Here is an 18,098-nt window from a genome sequence, read left to right on the forward strand (position 1 = left end):
TCAGTCGAAGGCCAGGCGGCGGATCGCCGCCATCAGGGCGGTTTCATCGATGGTGCCGGGGCCGCCCAGTAACTGCCTGATGGCCGCGCCTTCCACGAGATCGATGATCATGTCCGCGCGTTCCGGCCCGGCGGCAGCGGACGGCGAGGCTTTTGCGATGGCGTCGCGAAGCGCGCTCGCAAGCCGCTGCCGGTTGGCGACAAACCCCTCCCTGACGGCAGGATTGCGAAAGGATTCCGACAGGATCTCTGCCGCCAAAACGCCGTTTTCCGGCCGGCAGTACAGGCTGAAGCATTCTTTCGCGAAGGCCATCACCGGGGCCTCGCCTTCGCCTTGCGTCAGCAGGCCAATCAGGGCGTCGTTCTCCTCTGCCTCCAGCGTGGCGATGGCGGCGATCAGCTCCGGTTTTCCCGAGAAGTGATTGTAGAGGTTGCCGAGGCTGATGCCTGCCCGCTCCGCAATGTCGCGGATGCTGGTCTGGTGAAAGCCTTTCTCCAGGAAAAGGGCTGCCGCCACCTCGATGATCAGCCTTCGGCGCTCATCTGTGCGCAGCGTGCGGTTTTTCGCTTCGTCCACCACCGTGCCTCTTGCAAGCTCAGGAACCAACCCTTAAATGAATGAACGATCGTTCATTCATTTAAGGGTGGCCCGCATGTCAGTTTCTGTCCCTCAGGCATATGCGCCTGCAAGCCATTCGGGCAAGCAAAACCCGCAAGCGGTCACGAGAGGCAGGCTCGAGGGGCTGGATCTCGCGCGCTTTATCGCCTTCGCCGGCATGGTGATCGTGAATTTCGGCCTGGTCCTTGCGGCGGATGGCGGGGCGCATGGTGCTGCCGGCTCCTTCATATCCCTCTTCGAGGGCAGGGCTGCGGCGACCTTTGTGGTGCTTGCCGGGATCGGCTTTTCCCTCATGACGCATGATGGGGAGAAGTCCGATGCCTTCGGGCCACTCCTGAAGAGGGCGGGTTTTCTCATGGCGGCAGGGTTGCTCAACATGCTCGTCTTTCCGGCCGATATCCTGCACCTCTACGCGGTCTACTTCCTGCTTGGTCTGGCCTTCATCCGCCTGCCGTCTTCGGCGCTCACGGTCGCGCTTTGCCTTTGCGTCGTCTTCGCGACGGCAGCCCTCTTCGTCGTGGACTACGAGGCTGGATGGAACTGGTCCGACTACTCCTATGCGGACTTCTGGTCTGCGCAGGGCTTTCTCCGCAACCTCATGTTCAACGGATTTCATCCGGTCCTTCCCTGGTTCGGTTTCATGCTGTTCGGGTTCTTGCTCGCCCGGCTGCCCCTTGCGAACCGCCGAATGCAGGTCCGGATGATCCTGCTCGGTCTCGTCACCGCGGGTGCCGCAGCCTTTGCTTCGAACCTGCTTGCCTCCGCACCCTTCATCAAGGCCGCCGGACTGGTGGACGTTGTTCACATCAAGCCGATGCCACCTGGCCCGCTCTATGTGCTGTCCGGGCTCGGGACGGCATCCGTGGTGATTGGCCTTTGCCTTCTGGTCGCCGACCTTGCCGGCAGCCGCTTTCGCTTCCTGCTTGCGCCATTTCTGGCAACGGGGCGAATGACGCTCAGCCTCTATGTCGGCCACATCCTGATCGGAATGCTGGTCCTCGTCCTGCTCGGCTACGAAAACAGCGGTGAGGCCGGCGTGTCCCTGGTCGCGACGGCGGTCTTCGTCACGCTGTCCGTTGCCTTCGCCACGTCGTGGATGGCGCGTTTTCCGGCGGGCCCTCTGGAAATGCTGATGCGGCGGCTTACCGGTTGAGGGTCAACCCTTCAGCCTGAAGGGAATGCCGGAGATGAGGGCGCCGACATAGCGGCGCTTCTGGTAGAGACCGTTCAGGGAGACACGGCTGACCGCGGTCGGGCGCTTCATCGTTTCGGCAGTCAGCACCCCCGGCCGGGTGGTGACGGCAAGCGATACGCCGGCTTTTGTCGCGGCATCGAATTCGCGCGTTCCCACGGAGCAGGCGGTGCCGTAGGGATAGGCAAGGCAGGTGGCCTTTCGCCCGCCATAACGGCCCGCCATCTCCATCGACGCCTCGATCTCGTGAGAGAGCTGGGCCTCCGGCACGCGGGAAAGAACCGGATGGGTGAGCGTGTGGCCCCCGTAGCGGACGAGGGGGTCCTGCTCTGCCAGCTCCCGCAGCTCGGTTTCGGTCATGACCTCCCGGTCGACGATGCCCGTGGGGTCGACACCCGCCCGAAGGGCCGCTTCGTCCAGACGTTCGGTGACGCGCGTCTGGTCTCCGCCATTGACGGCCGCGCACAGCCGGTTGAAGGCATCCACCTTTTGCGCGTGGCTCTCCGCAGGCAGGCGCTCCCGCCCCTTGCCGAGGTCGATCTCCAGCCGGTCCACCCTGTTGAGCAGGGCGCCCGCCGTCTCCCACCACAGGGTAACCTTGCGGTCGACAAAGCCGGGGGTGACGAAGATGGTGTAAGGGATCGCGTGGCGTCGGAAGATCGGGGCTGCATGGACGCGGTTGTTGCGGTAGCCGTCGTCCAGCGTGAAAGCCACGAAGCGGCGCCTGTCGCCGGGGTCCGCCAGGCGGTGCGGCAGGTCTTCCAGGGCGATCGGGGTCAATCCTGCCGCGAGGCATTCCTCCACCACTGCTTGCAGGAACTCCGGCGTGACCTCCAGATGGCCATTCGGCTCGAAAGCCTGCGGGGTTCGGGGGCGGACATGGTGCAGCGTGAAGATCAGACCGCGTCCTGCTGCCGCTGGCATGAGCTTGCCAAGCCGGAGCGCCGATATCGCCTCCAGCCCACCGATGATGGCAGCTTGCTTCAGTAGGTTCTTCAATGGTCGGCCCAGGTCACGCTTTTGCGGCAGACTGACATTGAAAGTTGTAACAGCGAGTAAATATAAACACTACATAGTTTCGCACCCGTCTCCGAAAATGAGTACAAAACGGGAAAACCGCTTGCGTCCGCGAGCCGAATCCTGTCACGTCCCGCCCATGCAATTCGCACCGCAGCAAGATGAAGCCCTCAAGGCGGTCTCCCGTTGGCTGAAGGAGGGTCGGCAGCCAGTATTCCGCCTTTTCGGCTATGCCGGAACGGGCAAGACGACGCTTGCGCGCCATTTTGCCGAGCATGTCGATGGGGACGTGCTGTTTGCCGCCTTCACCGGCAAGGCCGCACAGGTGCTGCGCTCGCGCGGCGCGACGAATGCCAAGACCATCCACTCCCTGATCTACCGTCCGCGCGGGGAGGAAGAGGTGGAGGACGAGGAAACCGGCAAGACCTCCATTGCACCGATGTTCTCGATCAACCGGCAAAGCCCGCTGGCCAAGGCGGCGCTGATCGTGATCGACGAATGCTCGATGGTGGACGAGCAGCTTGGGCGCGACCTGATGAGCTTCGGCACGCCGATCCTGGTGCTCGGCGATCCCGGCCAGCTTCCGCCCGTCTCAGGGGGCGGCTTCTTCACCAACCAGGAGCCGGATTTCCTGCTGACGGAAATCCATCGTCAGGCGCGGGACAACCCGATCATCACGGTCGCGATGGATGTCCGCGAGGGCAAGGAGCTGATGTATGGCGATTACGGCACCGTGCAGATCATCGGGCGGTCCGACGTCAACCAGGACATGGTGCTTTCGGCCGATCAGGTTCTGGTCGGCACCAACAAGACCCGCCGCCGCTACAACCAGCGGCTTCGCCAGCTGAAGGGCTTCACATCCGAGTATCCGCAGTCCGGCGACAAGCTGGTCTGCCTGCGCAACGACCCGGCCAAGGGCCTGCTGAACGGATCGCTGTGGCAGGTCATGAGCTCCTCGCGCGAGACGGTGAAGCCCGGCATCAACCTCATGATCCGCCCCGAAGACGACGACATGGATCGCGGTGCGGCCAAGATCAAGCTGCTCAAGGCCGCCTTCGAGGAGAGCGACACGGAAATCCCCTGGACCACCCGCAAGCGCTATGACGAGTTCGATTACGGCTATGCACTGACGGTGCACAAGGCGCAGGGTTCGCAGTGGAACAAGGTCGTGCTGTTCGATGAAAGCTGGGCCTTCCGCGACAGCCGGGAGCGCTGGCTCTATACCGCGATCACGAGGGCCGCGAAGGAACTCATCATCGTGCGTTGAGCCGCCCTTGCGTCTCGTTTCATGCAAAGAGGACTAGGCAGAGGGGGAGGGTCCGCCGTCTCCCCCTCTGCGCCTCGTCGGAATTACTTGATGATTCCGAGAAGGACTGCCTTGGCGACCGCCTGGAAGCGGTTGTGCGCGTTGAATTTCTGGATGATGCCGGCTTCCAGTGCCTGAACCTCCCGAACCTCCATTGCCATGGACCGGGCGAGCCGTACCGGAGTGAGGCCCTCTGCCATCAGCTCCAGGCACTGGATTTCGAGCGGAGACAGCGCGCCGTCGCCCTCGTTGTCGTTGCCGGCCGCATGGGGATCCTCCGGCCGGTCCACCAGATGGGTGATCTGCTGCATCTGCCGGTGCACGGTCGACAGCGACGCCATCAGCTCCCGCTTGCGCACCATCAGCGCCTCCATGAAGAGGGCATCCGCCTCTTCCTGGCTGTCGGCCTGTTCCAGTTCGGCCATCAGTTCCTGGATCGTGGCGATGGGCATGCCCACTTCCCGCGCCAGCGTGATGATGGCCATCAGGTGCACGTCATGGGCATGGTAGACCCGCATCAGGCCAATGCGACCGGCCTTGATGAGATTCTTCTCCTCGTAGAAATGCAGGGTTCGGTGGGTGACGCCGAAGGCGTTGGCCATGTCGGCGATGGCAACGGGGCCTTCGGGCAGTCCTTCCGGAAGGCGAACGGCCGGCAAGAAGCGGGCGCGCCCCGGCTTTGCTTCGGGGGTATTCTCGCGATCCTCCGACCGCGCGTAGATTTCCCTCATGCTTTACCTCCAATCGCGCCGGTCTTTCGAAGCCGATGCGGGTCCCAATGAATGGTTCCGCAGCCTGGGGGCGGGGCAGCGGTAACCGCCAGATACCTTACGTGTTGCTCTGGACAGCCCGGTCAAGGATACAAGTCTCGATTCATCCGAGTTACGCCTGTGCCGATTAGGAACATCTTAGTCAGAAAACTGTGCTGGGTAAGTGTTATTTATTATCCCTTTTTATTCGCCACTTCGTCTGTAAGCCTGCCGGAACGGTACCGGAGCCGGGAAGCCGGGAAATGCTTCCGGATCAACGGGATTGATGGATTTATTTCGCAAAGGCGTTGGCGTCGCCCGTTGCCTTCGCTTACAACACACAGGGTGGTCCGATGCACAGTCGGACGCGTATCTTCAACCGGAATGCTGCCATGCCTGCAAAACTGTCCGTGAACCTGAACGCCATCGCCATGCTGCGCAATCGCCGCGACCTTCCATGGCCGAGCGTGACGGGTCTGGGCCGGATCGCGCTGCAGGCGGGGGCAGCCGGATTGACGGTGCATCCGCGGCCGGACCAGCGGCATATCCGCTTCAGCGACCTGCCGGACATTCGCGCCCTGATCGATGACGAGTTCCCGCACGCCGAATTCAACATGGAAGGCTATCCCACAGAGGAGTTCCTGGCGCTGTGTGAGAAGAACCAGCCGGAGCAGGTGACGCTGGTGCCCGACGACCCGTCCCAGGCGACCTCGGATCATGGCTGGAACTTCCGCCAGAGCCTCGACGTGCTCAAGCCCGTGGTGAAGCGCCTCAAGAGCGGTGGCATGCGGGTCTCGCTGTTCGCGGACGGCGACGGCGACGCGGAGGCGGTTGCCCTTGCGCGCGAAACGGGCGCCGACCGCATCGAGCTCTACACCGGACCCTATGGCGGAACCTACGATCACCCCGACAAGGCCATCGAGGAAATTGCCCGGCTGGGCGCGACCGCCGATGCGGCCCATGCCATCGGTCTCGGCGTGAATGCCGGCCATGACCTGACCGTTGCCAACCTGCCGGCACTGGTGAAGCGGATCCCCTATCTGGCGGAAGTGTCCATCGGCCATGGCCTCACGGCCGATGCGCTGGAATACGGAATGGCGGAAACCGTCCGGCGTTTCCGCCGGGCCTGCGGCGAGACCGTCTGAGGGAGATCGCCGCTATTCTTCGAGATGGTACTCGAAGTTGCAGCAGTCATCGCCCTGCATCAGCGTCTTGGTGCGGGATAGCTTGATCCGCGGATCATAGCCGGTGCAGAAGACGCCATCCCTGTTGCACGACAAGAGATGACCGATCTTGCCGAGACCCATCTCCCGGTAGGTCTCGGCATAGCGGCAGCGCTTCACCGTGTAATGAAATTCGGTATCGGTGGCCTTTACGACGTCGATGACGAGGGCATCGTCCTGGGTCCAGAGTGTCTGCAGTTCCTGAAACGTCCTCAGATTGGTGCCGCCGGGGGTGCGTGCTGCAAAATCCTCTCCCGCCCGGATGGCCGCCTTGCGGATGGCGGCATCCAGGATGGCCTCGGCCTGCTGCTGGCCGATCGCTTCCACCATCTCCTCATAAATCGGCTTGATGATCCCGGCCTCTATGCGCCGGCGGGCCAGGATACCGATCTCTCCTTCGGTGGGCGAGGGGGTAGAGGTCGCTTCGTCGCTCATGAACATGTTCCTCCGCGAATGCTGCTGACGATCACTAGCGCGGAAGAGGGGAGAGAGGAAGCGCCCGGCCTCAGGCCGCGCGATCCCTGGCGCTATCCCGAAGAGCGAAATCCACCGCCGCACGGGCATGGATGGCGGTCGAATCGAAGCCCGGCAGCGGGAGCCGGTCCGGGTCGATGAGAAGGCAGATCTCCGTGCAGCCGAGGATGACGCTGTCTGCGCCGGCGTCCCGTGCGGTTTCGATCAGACCCATCATCCTGCCGCGGGAAGCATCGCTCACCACGCCGCAGCACAGTTCGCCGAAGATGATGTCATGCGCGAGCGTTCGCCCGTCCGCATCGGGGACCATGACGTCGATGCCGAGGCCCTTCATGCGCTCGGCATAGAAGCCGTGCTCCATCGTATAGCGGGTGGCAAGCAGCAGGGGACGGCGGCGTCCTGCCGCCTTCAGGCTGGCCGCCGTCTCGTCGATGATGTGAATCAGCGGAACCGACAGGCGGGATGCCACGGCATCGGCGACCAGATGCATGGTGTTGGTGCAGATCAGCACGCAGGCTGCACCGCCCCGCTCCAGATTGACCGCCACATCGCCGAGGCGCCGCGCGGCGTCATCCCACCGGCCGGCCTTCTGGAGGGCGACAATATCGGCGAAGTTGACCGAATGCATGAGGACTTCCGCCGAGGAAAGGCCGCCAAGCCGCTCGCGGACAGCCTCGTTGATTGCGCGGTAATACACCGCCGAGCTTTCGAAGCTCATGCCGCCGATAAGGCCGATCGTCTTCATGTTGCCAGTCTCCCCGCAGGCCGTGTTGATTGATGCGACAAGTATGAGGCGTCAGCCATGCAAAGTGTTTGCAAATTTGCGCGCCTCTTGGCATCATCGCGCCGAAACGATGCGCATTATCGACAGGATGCGCAAAACAGGAGCGCCTGCGTGCTGGATGACCGTGATCAGAAGTTGCTGTTGTTGTTGCAGCGGGACGCGAGCCTCCCGGTGAGTGCGCTCGCCGAGAAGGTGGCGCTTTCGGTTTCCGCCTGCTCGCGGCGAATCCAGCGGCTCGAGGAGGAAGGGTACATCGAGCGGCGGATCGCCGTGCTGAACCGGGGGCGGATGGGCGTGCCCACCACGCTCTTTGCGCTGATCAAGACCGCACATCATGCAGATGGCTGGATCGAGCAGTTCAAGAAGGTCATCGCCGACATCCCCGAGATCGTCGAGGCGCATCGGCTGACAGGCACCTATGACTACATCCTGAAACTGGTGCTCCCGTCCGTCGAACATTACGACGTGATCTACAAGCAGATCGTCCGGCGGATCGAGCTCTTCGACGTCTCCGCCTCCATTTCCATGGAGCGGATGAAGGAGGGGCTGGAGCTTCCGGCGGGCTATGCCCGCTGAGGGTTCTCAGAAATGCTCGCCCGACCGGAAGGGGCCGAAACGCACGCCAGCCGCAACGAGATAGGCCGTCGACCACCCGATCAGCAGGAATCCGTTCACGCCTTCCATGGCCGCAAGCAGGCGCCATTCATGCGCGGGCACCACATCTCCATAGCCAACGGTCGAGAAGGTGATGGTGGACAGATAAAGCGCTGTGGGAAACGTATCCACGACACCGACCACCAGATAGAAGGCGGCCCAGAGCCAGACTTCGACCGACAGGACCAGCAGCAGGCCAAGAACCACGCTGTTCATGGCAAGGATGCGGCTGCGGTGACCATGCAGGCGAAACCGCGCGGTGAGCCAGCCGATGGCGCGGCTGACGAAAATCAGGCCGAAAGTGTGGATGAAAACCGTCGCCGTGATGACGATGGTGCCGATCAGCAGGTTGAGGAACACGTCGTGGCTCCGGAACGGGCGCGTCTCCGGGACGCGAAAGGGACGGATCGCCCTATCTATAACAAGGCATTCGCCCGTGACCAGTGCTTTCGGTCGGGCAGGCGGCGAGGCCGGTCCGGCCCCGCCAGGAAGAATGCGTCCATCATTCCGGTTTCGGAAGCGACTTGTCCTTGCTGCACTGGGAGATCTTCTTCTGGCTGAAGCTGTAGACGGCGGTAATCCGCTTGGCGGCGTGATCGGCTTCCACCTTCATGCAGCCGCAGGCATAACCGTAGTTGCCGTTGCTGGCCACGTAATCGCCGGCGGAGATGTCGCCGATATTCTCCATGCCGAGCGCCTCGTTCTCCGAGCCCTGTTCGGAAAGGGTCCAGTCTCCGTCCCGGTCCAGCAGGTACCAGTTGCCGGGCGTGGGGTTCATGACCCAGCCGCAACGGTTTTCCGGTGCCGCCAGGGCGCTGGAGGCACCGAGGCCGATAAGGGCGGCGAGAGCGAGACGTATCGTCTTCATGCAGGCATTTCCTTTCAGTTGTTGATGCTGATGACGGCCCAGTGCGCTTCGTTGCAGGCGCTGTCATCACAGATGAGGTTCATCCAGACCGCGCCATTGCCCATGCCAACACCATCGCTGGAGACGATCAGGTCTCCATAGGTCATGGATTTGATGGCCTTGCGGACAGCGGGGGTGACGACCTCGTCCATGCGCTCCGCCAGCTCGTCCGCATCCGCGATCTCGCCATTGGAGGTACGCAGCGGAAACTCCGTTACCTCCGCAAGCGCCGCGGCATCGCCATTCACGATGGCTTCGCGTGCGCTCAGCATGGGTTCGTCCAGATCGTCGGCAAAGCCGAGGACCTGTTCGATCCGGTCGTGGACGGCCATGTCGTCATCCGCCAGCGCGGGCATGGCGGCAAGGCAGGGCGAAACGAGGAGAGGGGCGGCGATAAGGGCAGCGATACGCAGGGCTTTCATGGACAATCCTTGTCTTTGCGTTCTGGTCACACTGCCTCTGGAATAGCACGGGCTCGTCAATTCCGCGTGTCCCGCCCGCGCAAATTGCAGAGCCTCATCCTAGTCGTCCCCAACCATTCTTGTGCAACAAACTTTGGGGATTTCCGGCTGCTTCGACCGCCGCGGCATCCGCTTCGGCAGGCACGTTCCTCCCCATCGAATGACCCCTTGACCCGGCCCGGCAAAAGGAGCATAAAGCGATGAACCGTACCGTACGGTACTTAATCGAAAAGCCTGATCGAGCCCCGCCATGACCGGTGATCCGAGGAGACAGCCAGAGTTTTCGCCCCGCCAGAGCGCGGTGCTGGAGGAAGCGCTGCGTCTGCTCGTCGCGGGCGGGGAAAAGGCCCTTACCACCGCCGGCGTTGCCCGGGCAGCGAATTGCTCCAAGGAAAGCCTCTACAAGTGGTTCGGCGATCGGGACGGCCTGCTCTCCGCCATGATCGCCTATCAGGCGAGCAAGGTGCGCACGCTGGAAACCGAGGGCGAGCGGCTGACCGCGGTGAGCCTGCGGGAGCGGCTCGAGACCTTTGCGCGGGATCTTCTGGCGGTGCTTTCGGGCGATGTCTCGCTGGCGCTGAACCGTCTGGCGATCGGTCAGGTCAGCCGCGAAAGCGCCAAGCTCGGCGAACTGCTGCGCGAGCGCGGCCGGCGGCAGATCGACCGGCGGGCGAGGGCGCTCCTGGATGCCGGTCAGCGCGCCGGGCTGCTCTTCTTCGGTGACGCGGAAGAGGCTTACCGCACGCTCTACGGCCTGATCGTGACCGATCTGCATGTGCGCATGCTGCTCGGCGAAGCGCCTGTGCGCGACGGGGAAAAGCGGGCTGAGAAGGCGGTCTCCGCCTTCCTCAAGCTCTATGGAACGGACAAGGTTTTGGCAGGCTGACCCGCCTGCCGGGAAAAGGAATCAGCATCCCGCCGCGCCACAGGCGGGCGGGATGCGGTGAAGACAACAAGACGAGCCAAGGGAAGGACATAGTCACATGCGCGTCTATTATGATCGTGATGCCGATCTCAACCTGATCAAATCGAAGAACGTCGTTATCGTGGGCTACGGCTCGCAGGGCCGCGCGCACGCGCTGAACCTGAAGGATTCCGGCGCCCAGAACGTCGTGATCGCCCTCAAGGCCGGTTCGCCGACCGTGAAGAAGGCCGAAGCCGACGGCTTCAAGGTCATGACCGTTGCCGAAGCCGCCAAGTGGGGCGATCTGCTGATGATGGCAACCCCGGACGAGCTGCAGGCCGACATCTACAAGGCCGACATCGCTGCCAACATCCGTGACGGCGCTGCCATTGCCTTCGCTCACGGTCTCAACATCCACTTCGGCCTCATCGAGCCGAAGGCTTCCGTCGACGTCGTGATGATCGCGCCGAAGGGCCCGGGCCACACGGTTCGCGGCGAATACCAGAAGGGCGGCGGCGTTCCCTGCCTCGTGGCCGTTCACCAGAACGCATCGGGCAATGCTCTCGAACTCGCTCTCTCCTACGCCTGCGGCGTGGGCGGCGGTCGCTCGGGCATCATCGAGACCAACTTCAAGGAAGAGTGCGAAACCGACCTCTTCGGTGAACAGGTCGTTCTCTGCGGCGGTCTCGTCGAGCTCATCCGCGCCGGTTTCGAAACCCTGGTCGAAGCCGGCTACGCTCCGGAAATGGCCTATTTCGAGTGCCTGCACGAAGTGAAGCTGATCGTCGACCTGATCTATGAAGGCGGCATCGCCAACATGAACTACTCGATCTCCAACACGGCCGAGTGGGGCGAATACGTGACCGGCCCGCGCATCATCACTGCCGAAACCAAGGCCGAGATGAAGCGCGTCCTGCACGACATCCAGACCGGCAAGTTCACCTCCGAGTGGATGCAGGAATGGAAGGCCGGTGCTGCCCGCTTCAAGGGTATCCGCCGCAACAACGACGCCCACCAGATCGAGGAAGTGGGCGCCCGCCTGCGCGGCATGATGCCCTGGATCGGCAAGAACAAGCTGGTCGACAAGACCCGCAACTGATCGGGGCTTGCCGATCCCGGTCATCTGATCCTGCAGGGCTGTCGCCCTGCGGGGGATCGTCAAGAACAAGCCGGTCGACAAGACCCGCAACTGATCGGGGCTTGCCGATGCCGGCACTTCCCTACCGAATGCGGCCTCCGCCATCCTGAATGGCGGGGGCCGTTTCTGTTTGAAGAGAGCAATTGACATAAATAGGAATCCTATATATTGTTTCTTCCATGGAAACACCCCTGGACGAAAACAGCATCGAATTCCGCTTGAGCGAGGGGCTCTCCCGGCTGGCCACCGTGCTCGGCGCGGATGACCGGGCGCGGGCGAAGGCGCTTGGGCTGACCGCCACGCAGCTGTCGGTGATCGAGCTCCTTGCCGGCCGGCCCGAAGGTGTCGGCGTGGGCGAGATTGCCCGTCACCTTGCGGTGACACAGCCAAGCGCGACGGATTCGATCATTGCACTGGAGCGAAAGGGGCTGGTCGAGAAGGTGTCACCCGTCGGTGACCGCCGGGCGAGCATCGTTCGGCTGACCGTGGAGGGCAGGCAATCCACAAGCGCCGGCGTCGCCGTTGCGGGGGCGCTGACGAACGCCGTCTCGCAGCTGCCCGAAGCGCGCAAGGAGGCGCTTCTTGTCACCGTCATCACGCTCATAAGGACGCTGCAGGAGGCGGGGGCCATCCCGGTGCAACGCATGTGCCCGACCTGCCAGTATTTCCGCCCGCATCACCACGCCGATCCCCGCCAACCCCACCATTGCGCGCTCGTGGATGCCGCCTTCGGCGATCCGGAGCTGCGCGTGGATTGTCGCGATCACCGTTCCCCCGATCCCGCGCAACAGGCTGCCACCTGGCGCGCATTCACCAAGGGATGAACCCCTCCAGGCAACAGAGAAAGAAGGAGAACAATCATGCATTTCCAATCACTGGCCGGCGGGCTGCTCGCCGGAGCGGCACTGCTGTGCCCGATTTCAGCCGGCGCCCACGACATCAAGGCCTCGCCCTCCGAGAAGACCGAGGCGGCGTTCGACATCATCGAGACGCGCGTGACGATCCGGGGCGATGAGGCCGTGTTTTCCTCGCGCCTGCGCGGAGAAGCCGGCAGCCGCAAGCCGGATGCCACAGGCAAGTTCGAAGACTCGTCCGTCTATGCCTATGTCTGGCCGACATCGCTGAACAGTGCGGATGTGGGGTTCGAGGCCGACAAGGGGATCGTGGCCCTGGCCGTCACCTTCCATCCGGATTTCGATGACGGGGCGGGCGGGGCCGCCAATCGCACCGTCTGGCATCCGCACTGGGTCGTGCTGGCCAAGGACGGGGCCTGTGGCGGCGGCTTGAAGGTGGTGGACATTCCCGAGGGAACGACGCCGAAAGTGCCGCCGACCTGGCCGAAGGTGCCGCTGCTGATCGACAGCCCGTCCTATCCGACGACGCTGGCGGGCGATTCGGTGGACGTGACGGTGCCGCTTGCGGCCATCGGCGGCAAGGGGCTTGAAGGCGCTTCGTTCGATGGCGTCACTGCCGGGCTCCGCATCGATGCGAACCTGCACCAGCCCTTGCTCTGCGTGGCCGATGTCTTCAAGGTTGCTTCCGGTGACCTGAGCCTTCCGGGGCGCATCATGCCGGCCGACTGACCTGCGGCCCGTGCCGGCCCGGTGACTGCCATCGCCGGGCCGGCTGTTCCTCCCTCCAGGCAAATGGAAAGACAGAACAGGATGATGATTAACGCCGGCAACAACCCTGACGCAACGCAAAATGCGCGCACCATCCCCCTGAAGGCTCTGCTGATCGGCGATGTCCGGCCCCTCGGCGCCCGGGGCATACCGAGCGGTATCGTGAAGGAAGCGGTCCGGCGACCGCTGATGTTGACGCTGACCGGCTTCGAGGGTGACGGGCAGGGCGATACCGTGAAGCACGGCGGGCCGGAAAAGGCGGTTCATCACTATCCCTTCGACCATCACGCGGCCTGGATCCGGGAGATCGGCGAGCACCCGCTCATGGGCGCGCCCGGTGCCTTCGGGGAGAACCTGTCCACTGCCGGTATCACCGAAACCGACGTGGCCATCGGCGATGTCTTCCGTCTGGGCGAGGCGGTTGTCGAGGTCAGCCAGGGGCGCCAGCCCTGCTTCAAGCTCAACGAGCGTTTCGGGCGTGACGACATGGCCGTCGGGGTGCAGAAGAGCGGACGCACCGGCTGGTACTACCGGGTCCGGGAGCCGGGGCGCGTTGCTCCGGAGGCCGAGCTCCGGCTGCTGGACCGGCAGGCGCCCGACTGGACCATCCACCGGCTCTGGCATCTCTTCTATGTCGACCGCCTGAACCGGGAGGGGCTGGAAGGCATAGCCTCGCTGCCGCTTTTGGCAGATAGCTGGCGTGCGCTGGCCCGCAAACGACTGGAGAGCGGCGTCGTCGAGGACTGGAGTGCGCGGCTGCAGGGCCGCAGCCCGGCGCGATGAAGGAGTCGGTTCTAAAATAGGTCAGCATTGTTGACATATCGACCTCTGCGTGATCAACTTTTCCCATCACGGGGAAGAGGAGCCGCATCATGCTGCAATGGGAAAACATCTTCGCAAGCCGCGCCTCGCGCATGAAAGCCTCGGAAATCCGGGAGCTTCTGAAGCTTCTCGAGCGTCCAGACATCATTTCCTTCGCCGGTGGAATTCCCGACCCCGCACTGTTTCCAGCTGAAAAGGTCAGTGCTGCTTACGCAAAGATCATGAATGGCGGTGCCGCGTCCTCCGCACTGCAATATTCCGTCAGCGAGGGCTACCGTCCCCTTCGGGAATGGCTTGTGGGGGAAATGGCAAAGATCGGCATTCCCTGCACCGTCGACAACATCCTGATCACCTCCGGTTCCCAGCAGGTTCTGGATTACCTCGGCAAACTGTTCCTCTCGCCGGGCGATACGGCGCTGGTCACCTGGCCGACCTATTTCGGCGCGCTTCAGGCTTTCAATGCCTACGAACCCGTCTATGACCGCTTGATCCCGATGGGCAACCGCACGCCGGAGGACTATCAGCGCCAGGCTGCCGCCGTCCGGGATGGCGGGCGCGTGAAGTTCGCCTATGTCACGGCGGACTTTTCCAACCCGACCGGAGAGACGCTCAGCCGGCAGGCTCGCCTGCACCTGCTCGATCTCGCCGCCGAGATGGACATCGCGGTCATCGAGGATGCGGCCTATCAGTCGCTCCGCTACGACGGCGAGCCGGTACTGCCCATCCTGGCCCTCGACATCGCCCGCAACGGCGGCGACATCGAGAACACCCGCACGCTTTACAGCGGCAGTTTTTCCAAGACCCTTGCCCCCGGGCTGCGCGTCGGCTTCGTGGTGGCGGCAAAGCCCGTCATCCGCAAGCTGGTACTGGTGAAGCAGGCCGCCGATCTGCATTCGTCCACCATCAACCAGATGGCGATTGCCGAGGTCGTGCCCGACATCTTCGAGGAGCAGGTGGCCAAGATCCGCACGGCCTATCGCGCCCGTCGCGACCTGCTGCTGGCAGCGCTCGAGAAACACATGCCGCAGGGCGTGCGCTGGACAAGGCCGGAGGGCGGCATGTTCGTCTGGGTCACCTTGCCGGAAGGGCTTGACGGGGCGGCGCTTCTCGCCCGCTCTCTCGAAACGGAGAAGGTTGCCTTCGTGCCCGGCCAGGCCTTCCACGCGGATGGTTCCGGGGCAAACACGCTGCGCCTCAGCTTCTCCTGCGCGAGCCCCGACATGATCGAGGAAGGCATGGCGCGTCTCGGTCGGCTATTGCGGAGCGTGATCCTCGATGCCGCCAGCCTGGCCATGAAGGCGGCAGGCTGATTTTTATTGTTCTTCATGATTTTCTCCTTATCGATGGTGCGCCTGACAGGGAGAGAATCGCGCTATGGCCTTCAGACTGGCGACATTCAACGTTGAGAACCTGCTGACGCGGTTCGATTTCTCCGGCTTCCGCAACGAACTGCGGCAGGACAGGACCTTGCGTCTCCTCGATATCAGAAACGAGGCGGTCTACCGCGAAATGGAGGTGGCCCGCGTCGTGGCCGCCACCGACGACACCCGCCAGCAGACCGCACTGGCCATCGCCGATACCTTTTCCGACATGATCTGCCTCCAGGAGGTGGAGAGCCTCGATGCGCTGACGGCCTTCGAAGCAAACTACCTGTTTCGCATGGTCGGCAATGGCTACCAGCACAAGTATCTGATCGAAGGCAATGACAGCCGGGGCATCGACGTCGCGGTCATGATGCGGGACCGCACAGCGGACGGCGAGGCCATCGAGTTCGTCACCATCCGCAGCCATGCCCATCTGACCTACGAGGAGGCAAACCTCTTTTCCTCCGATCTCGCTCCGCTCGAAAAGCCCGAGAACCGCATCTTCCGCCGGGATTGTCTGGAAATCGACATCAAGGTGGGCGGCCGGCCGCTAACCGTCTACGTGGTGCACTTCAAATCGAAGGGAGGCACCCGCGGTCTGCCACCGGGTGCGGCAGGAAGCGACCCGACCCTTCCCGTCCGGCGGGCGGAGGCGGCAGCGGTCCGGGGAATCATCGAGAAGCGCTTTGGTCCGGATGGGGTGAAACGGGCGAATTTTGCCATCTGCGGCGACATGAACGATTTCATGGAGCAGGTCACCGTGACCGGCGATCGGCGGAGCGGCTACAGATTCACGCCGGAAGCGGTGCCCGGTTCTGCGCTGACGGTTCTGGCCGCCGGCGGTTTCGCCGAGAATGTGGTGGAGCGCCGTGCTCCGCTCGACCGGTGGACCCATTACCACGCCCGCGGTCCCGAGGACCGGCACCTCTGCCAGCTGGATTACATCTGGCTGTCGCCCGCGCTTGCTAGGATCAATGCGGGCCGGCTGCCGGAGATCGTCCGGGGTGGCCAGCCGCATCGCACCGTGTTTCCGCCCGGGCAGGAAGTGGAGCGTTACCCCCGCATCGGATGGGACAGGCCGAAGGCGTCCGATCATTGCCCCGTGGTGATGGAGATCGATCTTTCATGAACCAGATGCTGCTCGAAAGGCTCGCAACGGGTTTTCCCGCCGACGGCTCGGTCTTTCCGCTCGCCTCCGCAAGCATTCGTGTTTCCCCGGATCCTCATCCCCTCTATGTCGAACGGCGGGAGGAGATCGTCGCCAACTGGCAGGCCGAGGTGGCCCGCAATCCCTTTCTCTACAATGGCGAAATGATCCTGCTGCGCAGCATGTCTCTTTCCGGTGACAGGCTTGAAGCGCTTGGTCATTGCGTGCCCTATGCCACGCATCTCTGGTGGAGGAAGCAGCCTGACAGGGCCGGCGGGTTCCATGCCTTTTCCTGGGCCGTGCCGCTGACGGCAGACGGCGCTCTGATGGCCATCCGCATGGGGCCGAAGACCGCCAATCCCGGTCTCGTCTATTGTGCCGCCGGATCGCTGGAGGCGGAAGACGTGCGTGACGGCATCGTCGACCTGCGCGGCAACATGCATCGCGAGGTTCGCGAGGAAACGGGGCTCGATCTCTCGGAGGCGGAAGAAGACCCGTGCATGTTCGGCGCGTTTCGCCTCAACACGCTGATGATGTTCCGGTTCTACCGTTTTCGGGAAACGGCCGCCGACCTGGAGGCCCGGGTGCGTGCCCACATGGCCCAGGACAGCGAGCAGGAAATCGACGACATCCTTGCGATCCGCAGCGCGGATCCGCAGACCCATCGCTACAGCCAGTTCATGCTGCCGTTGCTCGATATGGTGTTCCACCGCAGTTGACACCGGCTGCTCTTGAACTCGCTCCTGCGGTCGGGCACCTTGTGCCCCGACATGATCAAGGAGAAGTGCATGACCCGGTCCTATCGCATCTACGACGTCTTCACGGAACGGCGGCTTGAGGGAAATCCCCTGGCGGTCGTCTTTGACAGCGACGGACTGAGCGATCAGGCCATGCAATCCGTGGCGCGCGAATTCAACCTGTCGGAGACGGTCTTCGTGCGAACGCCGGAAAATCCGCTGCACAGCGCCAGCCTCCGGATCTTCACGCCGGCCCGGGAACTGCCGTTTGCCGGTCACCCCACGGTCGGAGCCGCCATTGCCATTGCCGAGCGGGCAGGGGCAGTGCCTGCGGTCGGCATGGTCAGTGTTCTGGAGGAACAGGTCGGGCCGGTGCGTTGTGCGGTGCGTCTTTCCAGCGGGGGCGCCAGTTTCGCCGAATTCGATCTGCCGCGGCGTTCGGTGCAGCTGGGAGGAGGGCCGCCTCGCGAAGGGCTGGCCGACGCGCTGGGGATCAAGAGCACGGAAATCGGCTTCGAGAATCACCTGCCGTCGCTGTGGAGCGCCGGCGTGCCCTTCCTTCTCGTTCCCGTGCATGACGTGGGGGTCGCGGAACGCATCGAGTTCGATCCGCAGCTGTGGGAGAAGGTGGCGCCCTTTGCCGAAGGCCACCTCGCTTCCGCCTATATCTACTGCCGTGGCGGCATTTATCATGCTGCCCGCTTCCATGCGCGCATGTTCACCACGGACATGGGGATTTCCGAAGATCCTGCCACGGGTTCTGCGGCGGCAGCACTCTCGGGGGCCATACACCGCTTCGACGCCCTTCCGGACGGTCATCACAGCACGCTGATAGAGCAGGGCGTGGAAATGGGCCGGCCCTCCTACATCCATCTTCACATCGATGCCGCGCAGGGCAAGGTGGAGAACGCGCGGATCGGCGGACATGCGGTGTGCATTGCCGAGGGTCAGCTGCATCTCTGAGAAAAGGTGAGCAAAA

General features: G+C 63.4%; 21 protein-coding genes. 13 read left to right on the forward strand and 8 right to left on the reverse strand.

The window, feature by feature from the left end; genetic code table 11:
- Entirely contained in the window at positions 1–576 is a 576-nt protein-coding gene (locus GGR23_RS03965; protein WP_183364788.1) for a TetR family transcriptional regulator, read from the reverse strand.
- 76 nt (positions 577–652) lie between these two features.
- Here GGR23_RS03965 and GGR23_RS03970 point away from each other — a divergent pair, with 76 nt between their 5' ends.
- Positions 653–1,771, forward strand: a complete 1,119-nt coding sequence (locus GGR23_RS03970) for a DUF418 domain-containing protein (RefSeq protein ID WP_183364789.1) — start codon at positions 653–655, stop codon at positions 1,769–1,771.
- Positions 1,772–1,774: 3 nt separating this feature from the next.
- On the opposite strand, the gene GGR23_RS03975 is transcribed toward GGR23_RS03970, so the two are convergent.
- Entirely contained in the window at positions 1,775–2,809 is a 1,035-nt protein-coding gene (locus tag GGR23_RS03975) for a polysaccharide deacetylase family protein (protein WP_183364790.1), read from the reverse strand.
- A gap of 157 nt (positions 2,810–2,966) precedes the next feature.
- Here GGR23_RS03975 and GGR23_RS03980 point away from each other — a divergent pair, with 157 nt between their 5' ends.
- Positions 2,967–4,094 carry an ATP-dependent DNA helicase gene (locus tag GGR23_RS03980; RefSeq protein WP_183364791.1) on the forward strand — a complete coding sequence of 376 codons (1,128 nt, stop codon included), beginning with the start codon at positions 2,967–2,969 and terminating at the stop codon, positions 4,092–4,094.
- 83 nt (positions 4,095–4,177) lie between these two features.
- Here GGR23_RS03980 and GGR23_RS03985 read toward each other — a convergent pair whose 3' ends face one another.
- Positions 4,178–4,864, reverse strand: coding sequence for a MerR family transcriptional regulator (locus GGR23_RS03985; protein ID WP_246364890.1), 687 nt, complete (start codon positions 4,862–4,864; stop codon positions 4,178–4,180).
- 410 nt (positions 4,865–5,274) lie between these two features.
- Here GGR23_RS03985 and GGR23_RS03990 point away from each other — a divergent pair, with 410 nt between their 5' ends.
- Positions 5,275–6,027, forward strand: a complete 753-nt coding sequence (locus GGR23_RS03990) for a pyridoxine 5'-phosphate synthase (RefSeq protein WP_183364792.1) — start codon at positions 5,275–5,277, stop codon at positions 6,025–6,027.
- 12 nt (positions 6,028–6,039) lie between these two features.
- Here the strand turns inward: GGR23_RS03990 and GGR23_RS03995 are convergent, their stop codons facing one another.
- Both GGR23_RS03995 and GGR23_RS04000 read right to left on the reverse strand, forming a co-directional pair.
- Positions 6,040–6,546, reverse strand: coding sequence for an L-2-amino-thiazoline-4-carboxylic acid hydrolase (locus GGR23_RS03995; RefSeq protein ID WP_183364793.1), 507 nt, complete (start codon positions 6,544–6,546; stop codon positions 6,040–6,042).
- Positions 6,547–6,610: 64 nt separating this feature from the next.
- Positions 6,611–7,324 (reverse strand): aspartate/glutamate racemase family protein, encoded by a 714-nt coding sequence (locus tag GGR23_RS04000; RefSeq protein WP_183364794.1) that lies wholly within the window; start codon positions 7,322–7,324, stop codon positions 6,611–6,613.
- Positions 7,325–7,474: 150 nt separating this feature from the next.
- Between GGR23_RS04000 and GGR23_RS04005 the strand changes: the two genes are divergently transcribed.
- Complete coding sequence (locus tag GGR23_RS04005; protein WP_183364795.1) at positions 7,475–7,939, forward strand: Lrp/AsnC ligand binding domain-containing protein; 465 nt, start codon at positions 7,475–7,477, stop codon at positions 7,937–7,939.
- A gap of 6 nt (positions 7,940–7,945) precedes the next feature.
- On the opposite strand, the gene GGR23_RS04010 is transcribed toward GGR23_RS04005, so the two are convergent.
- The 3 genes from GGR23_RS04010 to GGR23_RS04020 form a co-directional block, all read right to left on the reverse strand.
- The gene (locus tag GGR23_RS04010) at positions 7,946–8,377 is read right to left on the reverse strand and encodes an ion channel (RefSeq protein WP_183364796.1); all 432 of its coding nucleotides are present in this window, start codon (positions 8,375–8,377) and stop codon (positions 7,946–7,948) included.
- 142 nt (positions 8,378–8,519) lie between these two features.
- On the reverse strand, positions 8,520–8,885 hold the full coding sequence (locus tag GGR23_RS04015) for a DUF4087 domain-containing protein (protein WP_183364797.1): 366 nt from the start codon (positions 8,883–8,885) through the stop codon (positions 8,520–8,522).
- 14 nt (positions 8,886–8,899) lie between these two features.
- The gene (locus tag GGR23_RS04020) at positions 8,900–9,346 is read right to left on the reverse strand and encodes a hypothetical protein (protein WP_183364798.1); all 447 of its coding nucleotides are present in this window, start codon (positions 9,344–9,346) and stop codon (positions 8,900–8,902) included.
- 289 nt (positions 9,347–9,635) lie between these two features.
- On the opposite strand from GGR23_RS04020, the gene GGR23_RS04025 reads away from it, so the two are divergent.
- From GGR23_RS04025 to GGR23_RS04065, 9 genes are all read left to right on the forward strand, one after another.
- The gene (locus GGR23_RS04025; protein WP_183364799.1) at positions 9,636–10,271 is read left to right on the forward strand and encodes a TetR/AcrR family transcriptional regulator; all 636 of its coding nucleotides are present in this window, start codon (positions 9,636–9,638) and stop codon (positions 10,269–10,271) included.
- A 97-nt stretch (positions 10,272–10,368) separates the two neighbouring features.
- Positions 10,369–11,388 (forward strand): ketol-acid reductoisomerase, encoded by a 1,020-nt coding sequence (gene ilvC, locus GGR23_RS04030; RefSeq protein ID WP_183364800.1) that lies wholly within the window; start codon positions 10,369–10,371, stop codon positions 11,386–11,388.
- 218 nt (positions 11,389–11,606) lie between these two features.
- Positions 11,607–12,251: a MarR family winged helix-turn-helix transcriptional regulator gene (locus tag GGR23_RS04035; RefSeq protein ID WP_183364801.1), complete on the forward strand. Its 645-nt coding sequence runs from the start codon at positions 11,607–11,609 to the stop codon at positions 12,249–12,251.
- 36 nt (positions 12,252–12,287) lie between these two features.
- The gene (locus GGR23_RS04040; RefSeq protein ID WP_183364802.1) at positions 12,288–13,010 is read left to right on the forward strand and encodes a hypothetical protein; all 723 of its coding nucleotides are present in this window, start codon (positions 12,288–12,290) and stop codon (positions 13,008–13,010) included.
- 84 nt (positions 13,011–13,094) lie between these two features.
- Positions 13,095–13,832: an MOSC domain-containing protein gene (locus GGR23_RS04045; protein ID WP_183364926.1), complete on the forward strand. Its 738-nt coding sequence runs from the start codon at positions 13,095–13,097 to the stop codon at positions 13,830–13,832.
- A gap of 89 nt (positions 13,833–13,921) precedes the next feature.
- Positions 13,922–15,181, forward strand: coding sequence for an aminotransferase-like domain-containing protein (locus GGR23_RS04050; RefSeq protein ID WP_183364803.1), 1,260 nt, complete (start codon positions 13,922–13,924; stop codon positions 15,179–15,181).
- Positions 15,182–15,245: 64 nt separating this feature from the next.
- A complete protein-coding gene (locus GGR23_RS04055) occupies positions 15,246–16,364 on the forward strand; it encodes an endonuclease/exonuclease/phosphatase family protein (RefSeq protein ID WP_183364804.1) in 1,119 nt (372 codons plus the stop codon).
- On the forward strand, positions 16,361–17,101 hold the full coding sequence (locus GGR23_RS04060; RefSeq protein WP_183364805.1) for an NUDIX hydrolase: 741 nt from the start codon (positions 16,361–16,363) through the stop codon (positions 17,099–17,101). The genes GGR23_RS04055 and GGR23_RS04060 overlap by 4 nt, the downstream gene beginning before the upstream one ends.
- A gap of 69 nt (positions 17,102–17,170) precedes the next feature.
- On the forward strand, positions 17,171–18,082 hold the full coding sequence (locus GGR23_RS04065; RefSeq protein WP_183364806.1) for a PhzF family phenazine biosynthesis protein: 912 nt from the start codon (positions 17,171–17,173) through the stop codon (positions 18,080–18,082).
- Positions 18,083–18,098 lie beyond the last annotated feature (16 nt).

Source organism: Gellertiella hungarica, assembly GCF_014197145.1.
GTDB lineage: Bacteria > Pseudomonadota > Alphaproteobacteria > Rhizobiales > Rhizobiaceae > Gellertiella > Gellertiella hungarica.

What these genes read in the sequence shown, in the direction of transcription:
- ilvC (WP_183364800.1), top strand. Translation starts at nt 10,369, where the DNA reads ATGCGCGTCTATTATGATCGTGATGCCGATCTCAACCTGATCAAATCG.
- GGR23_RS04065 (WP_183364806.1), top strand. Translation starts at nt 17,171, where the DNA reads ATGACCCGGTCCTATCGCATCTACGACGTCTTCACGGAACGGCGGCTT.
- GGR23_RS04050 (WP_183364803.1), top strand. Translation starts at nt 13,922, where the DNA reads ATGCTGCAATGGGAAAACATCTTCGCAAGCCGCGCCTCGCGCATGAAA.
- GGR23_RS04060 (WP_183364805.1), top strand. Translation starts at nt 16,361, where the DNA reads ATGAACCAGATGCTGCTCGAAAGGCTCGCAACGGGTTTTCCCGCCGAC.
- GGR23_RS04035 (WP_183364801.1), top strand. Translation starts at nt 11,607, where the DNA reads ATGGAAACACCCCTGGACGAAAACAGCATCGAATTCCGCTTGAGCGAG.
- GGR23_RS04055 (WP_183364804.1), top strand. Translation starts at nt 15,246, where the DNA reads ATGGCCTTCAGACTGGCGACATTCAACGTTGAGAACCTGCTGACGCGG.
- GGR23_RS03985 (WP_246364890.1), bottom strand. Translation starts at nt 4,864, where the DNA reads ATGAGGGAAATCTACGCGCGGTCGGAGGATCGCGAGAATACCCCCGAA.
- GGR23_RS04025 (WP_183364799.1), top strand. Translation starts at nt 9,636, where the DNA reads ATGACCGGTGATCCGAGGAGACAGCCAGAGTTTTCGCCCCGCCAGAGC.
- GGR23_RS04015 (WP_183364797.1), bottom strand. Translation starts at nt 8,885, where the DNA reads ATGAAGACGATACGTCTCGCTCTCGCCGCCCTTATCGGCCTCGGTGCC.
- GGR23_RS04040 (WP_183364802.1), top strand. Translation starts at nt 12,288, where the DNA reads ATGCATTTCCAATCACTGGCCGGCGGGCTGCTCGCCGGAGCGGCACTG.
- GGR23_RS04000 (WP_183364794.1), bottom strand. Translation starts at nt 7,324, where the DNA reads ATGAAGACGATCGGCCTTATCGGCGGCATGAGCTTCGAAAGCTCGGCG.
- GGR23_RS03980 (WP_183364791.1), top strand. Translation starts at nt 2,967, where the DNA reads ATGCAATTCGCACCGCAGCAAGATGAAGCCCTCAAGGCGGTCTCCCGT.
- GGR23_RS04020 (WP_183364798.1), bottom strand. Translation starts at nt 9,346, where the DNA reads ATGAAAGCCCTGCGTATCGCTGCCCTTATCGCCGCCCCTCTCCTCGTT.
- GGR23_RS03995 (WP_183364793.1), bottom strand. Translation starts at nt 6,546, where the DNA reads ATGTTCATGAGCGACGAAGCGACCTCTACCCCCTCGCCCACCGAAGGA.
- GGR23_RS03990 (WP_183364792.1), top strand. Translation starts at nt 5,275, where the DNA reads ATGCCTGCAAAACTGTCCGTGAACCTGAACGCCATCGCCATGCTGCGC.
- GGR23_RS04045 (WP_183364926.1), top strand. Translation starts at nt 13,095, where the DNA reads ATGATTAACGCCGGCAACAACCCTGACGCAACGCAAAATGCGCGCACC.
- GGR23_RS03970 (WP_183364789.1), top strand. Translation starts at nt 653, where the DNA reads ATGTCAGTTTCTGTCCCTCAGGCATATGCGCCTGCAAGCCATTCGGGC.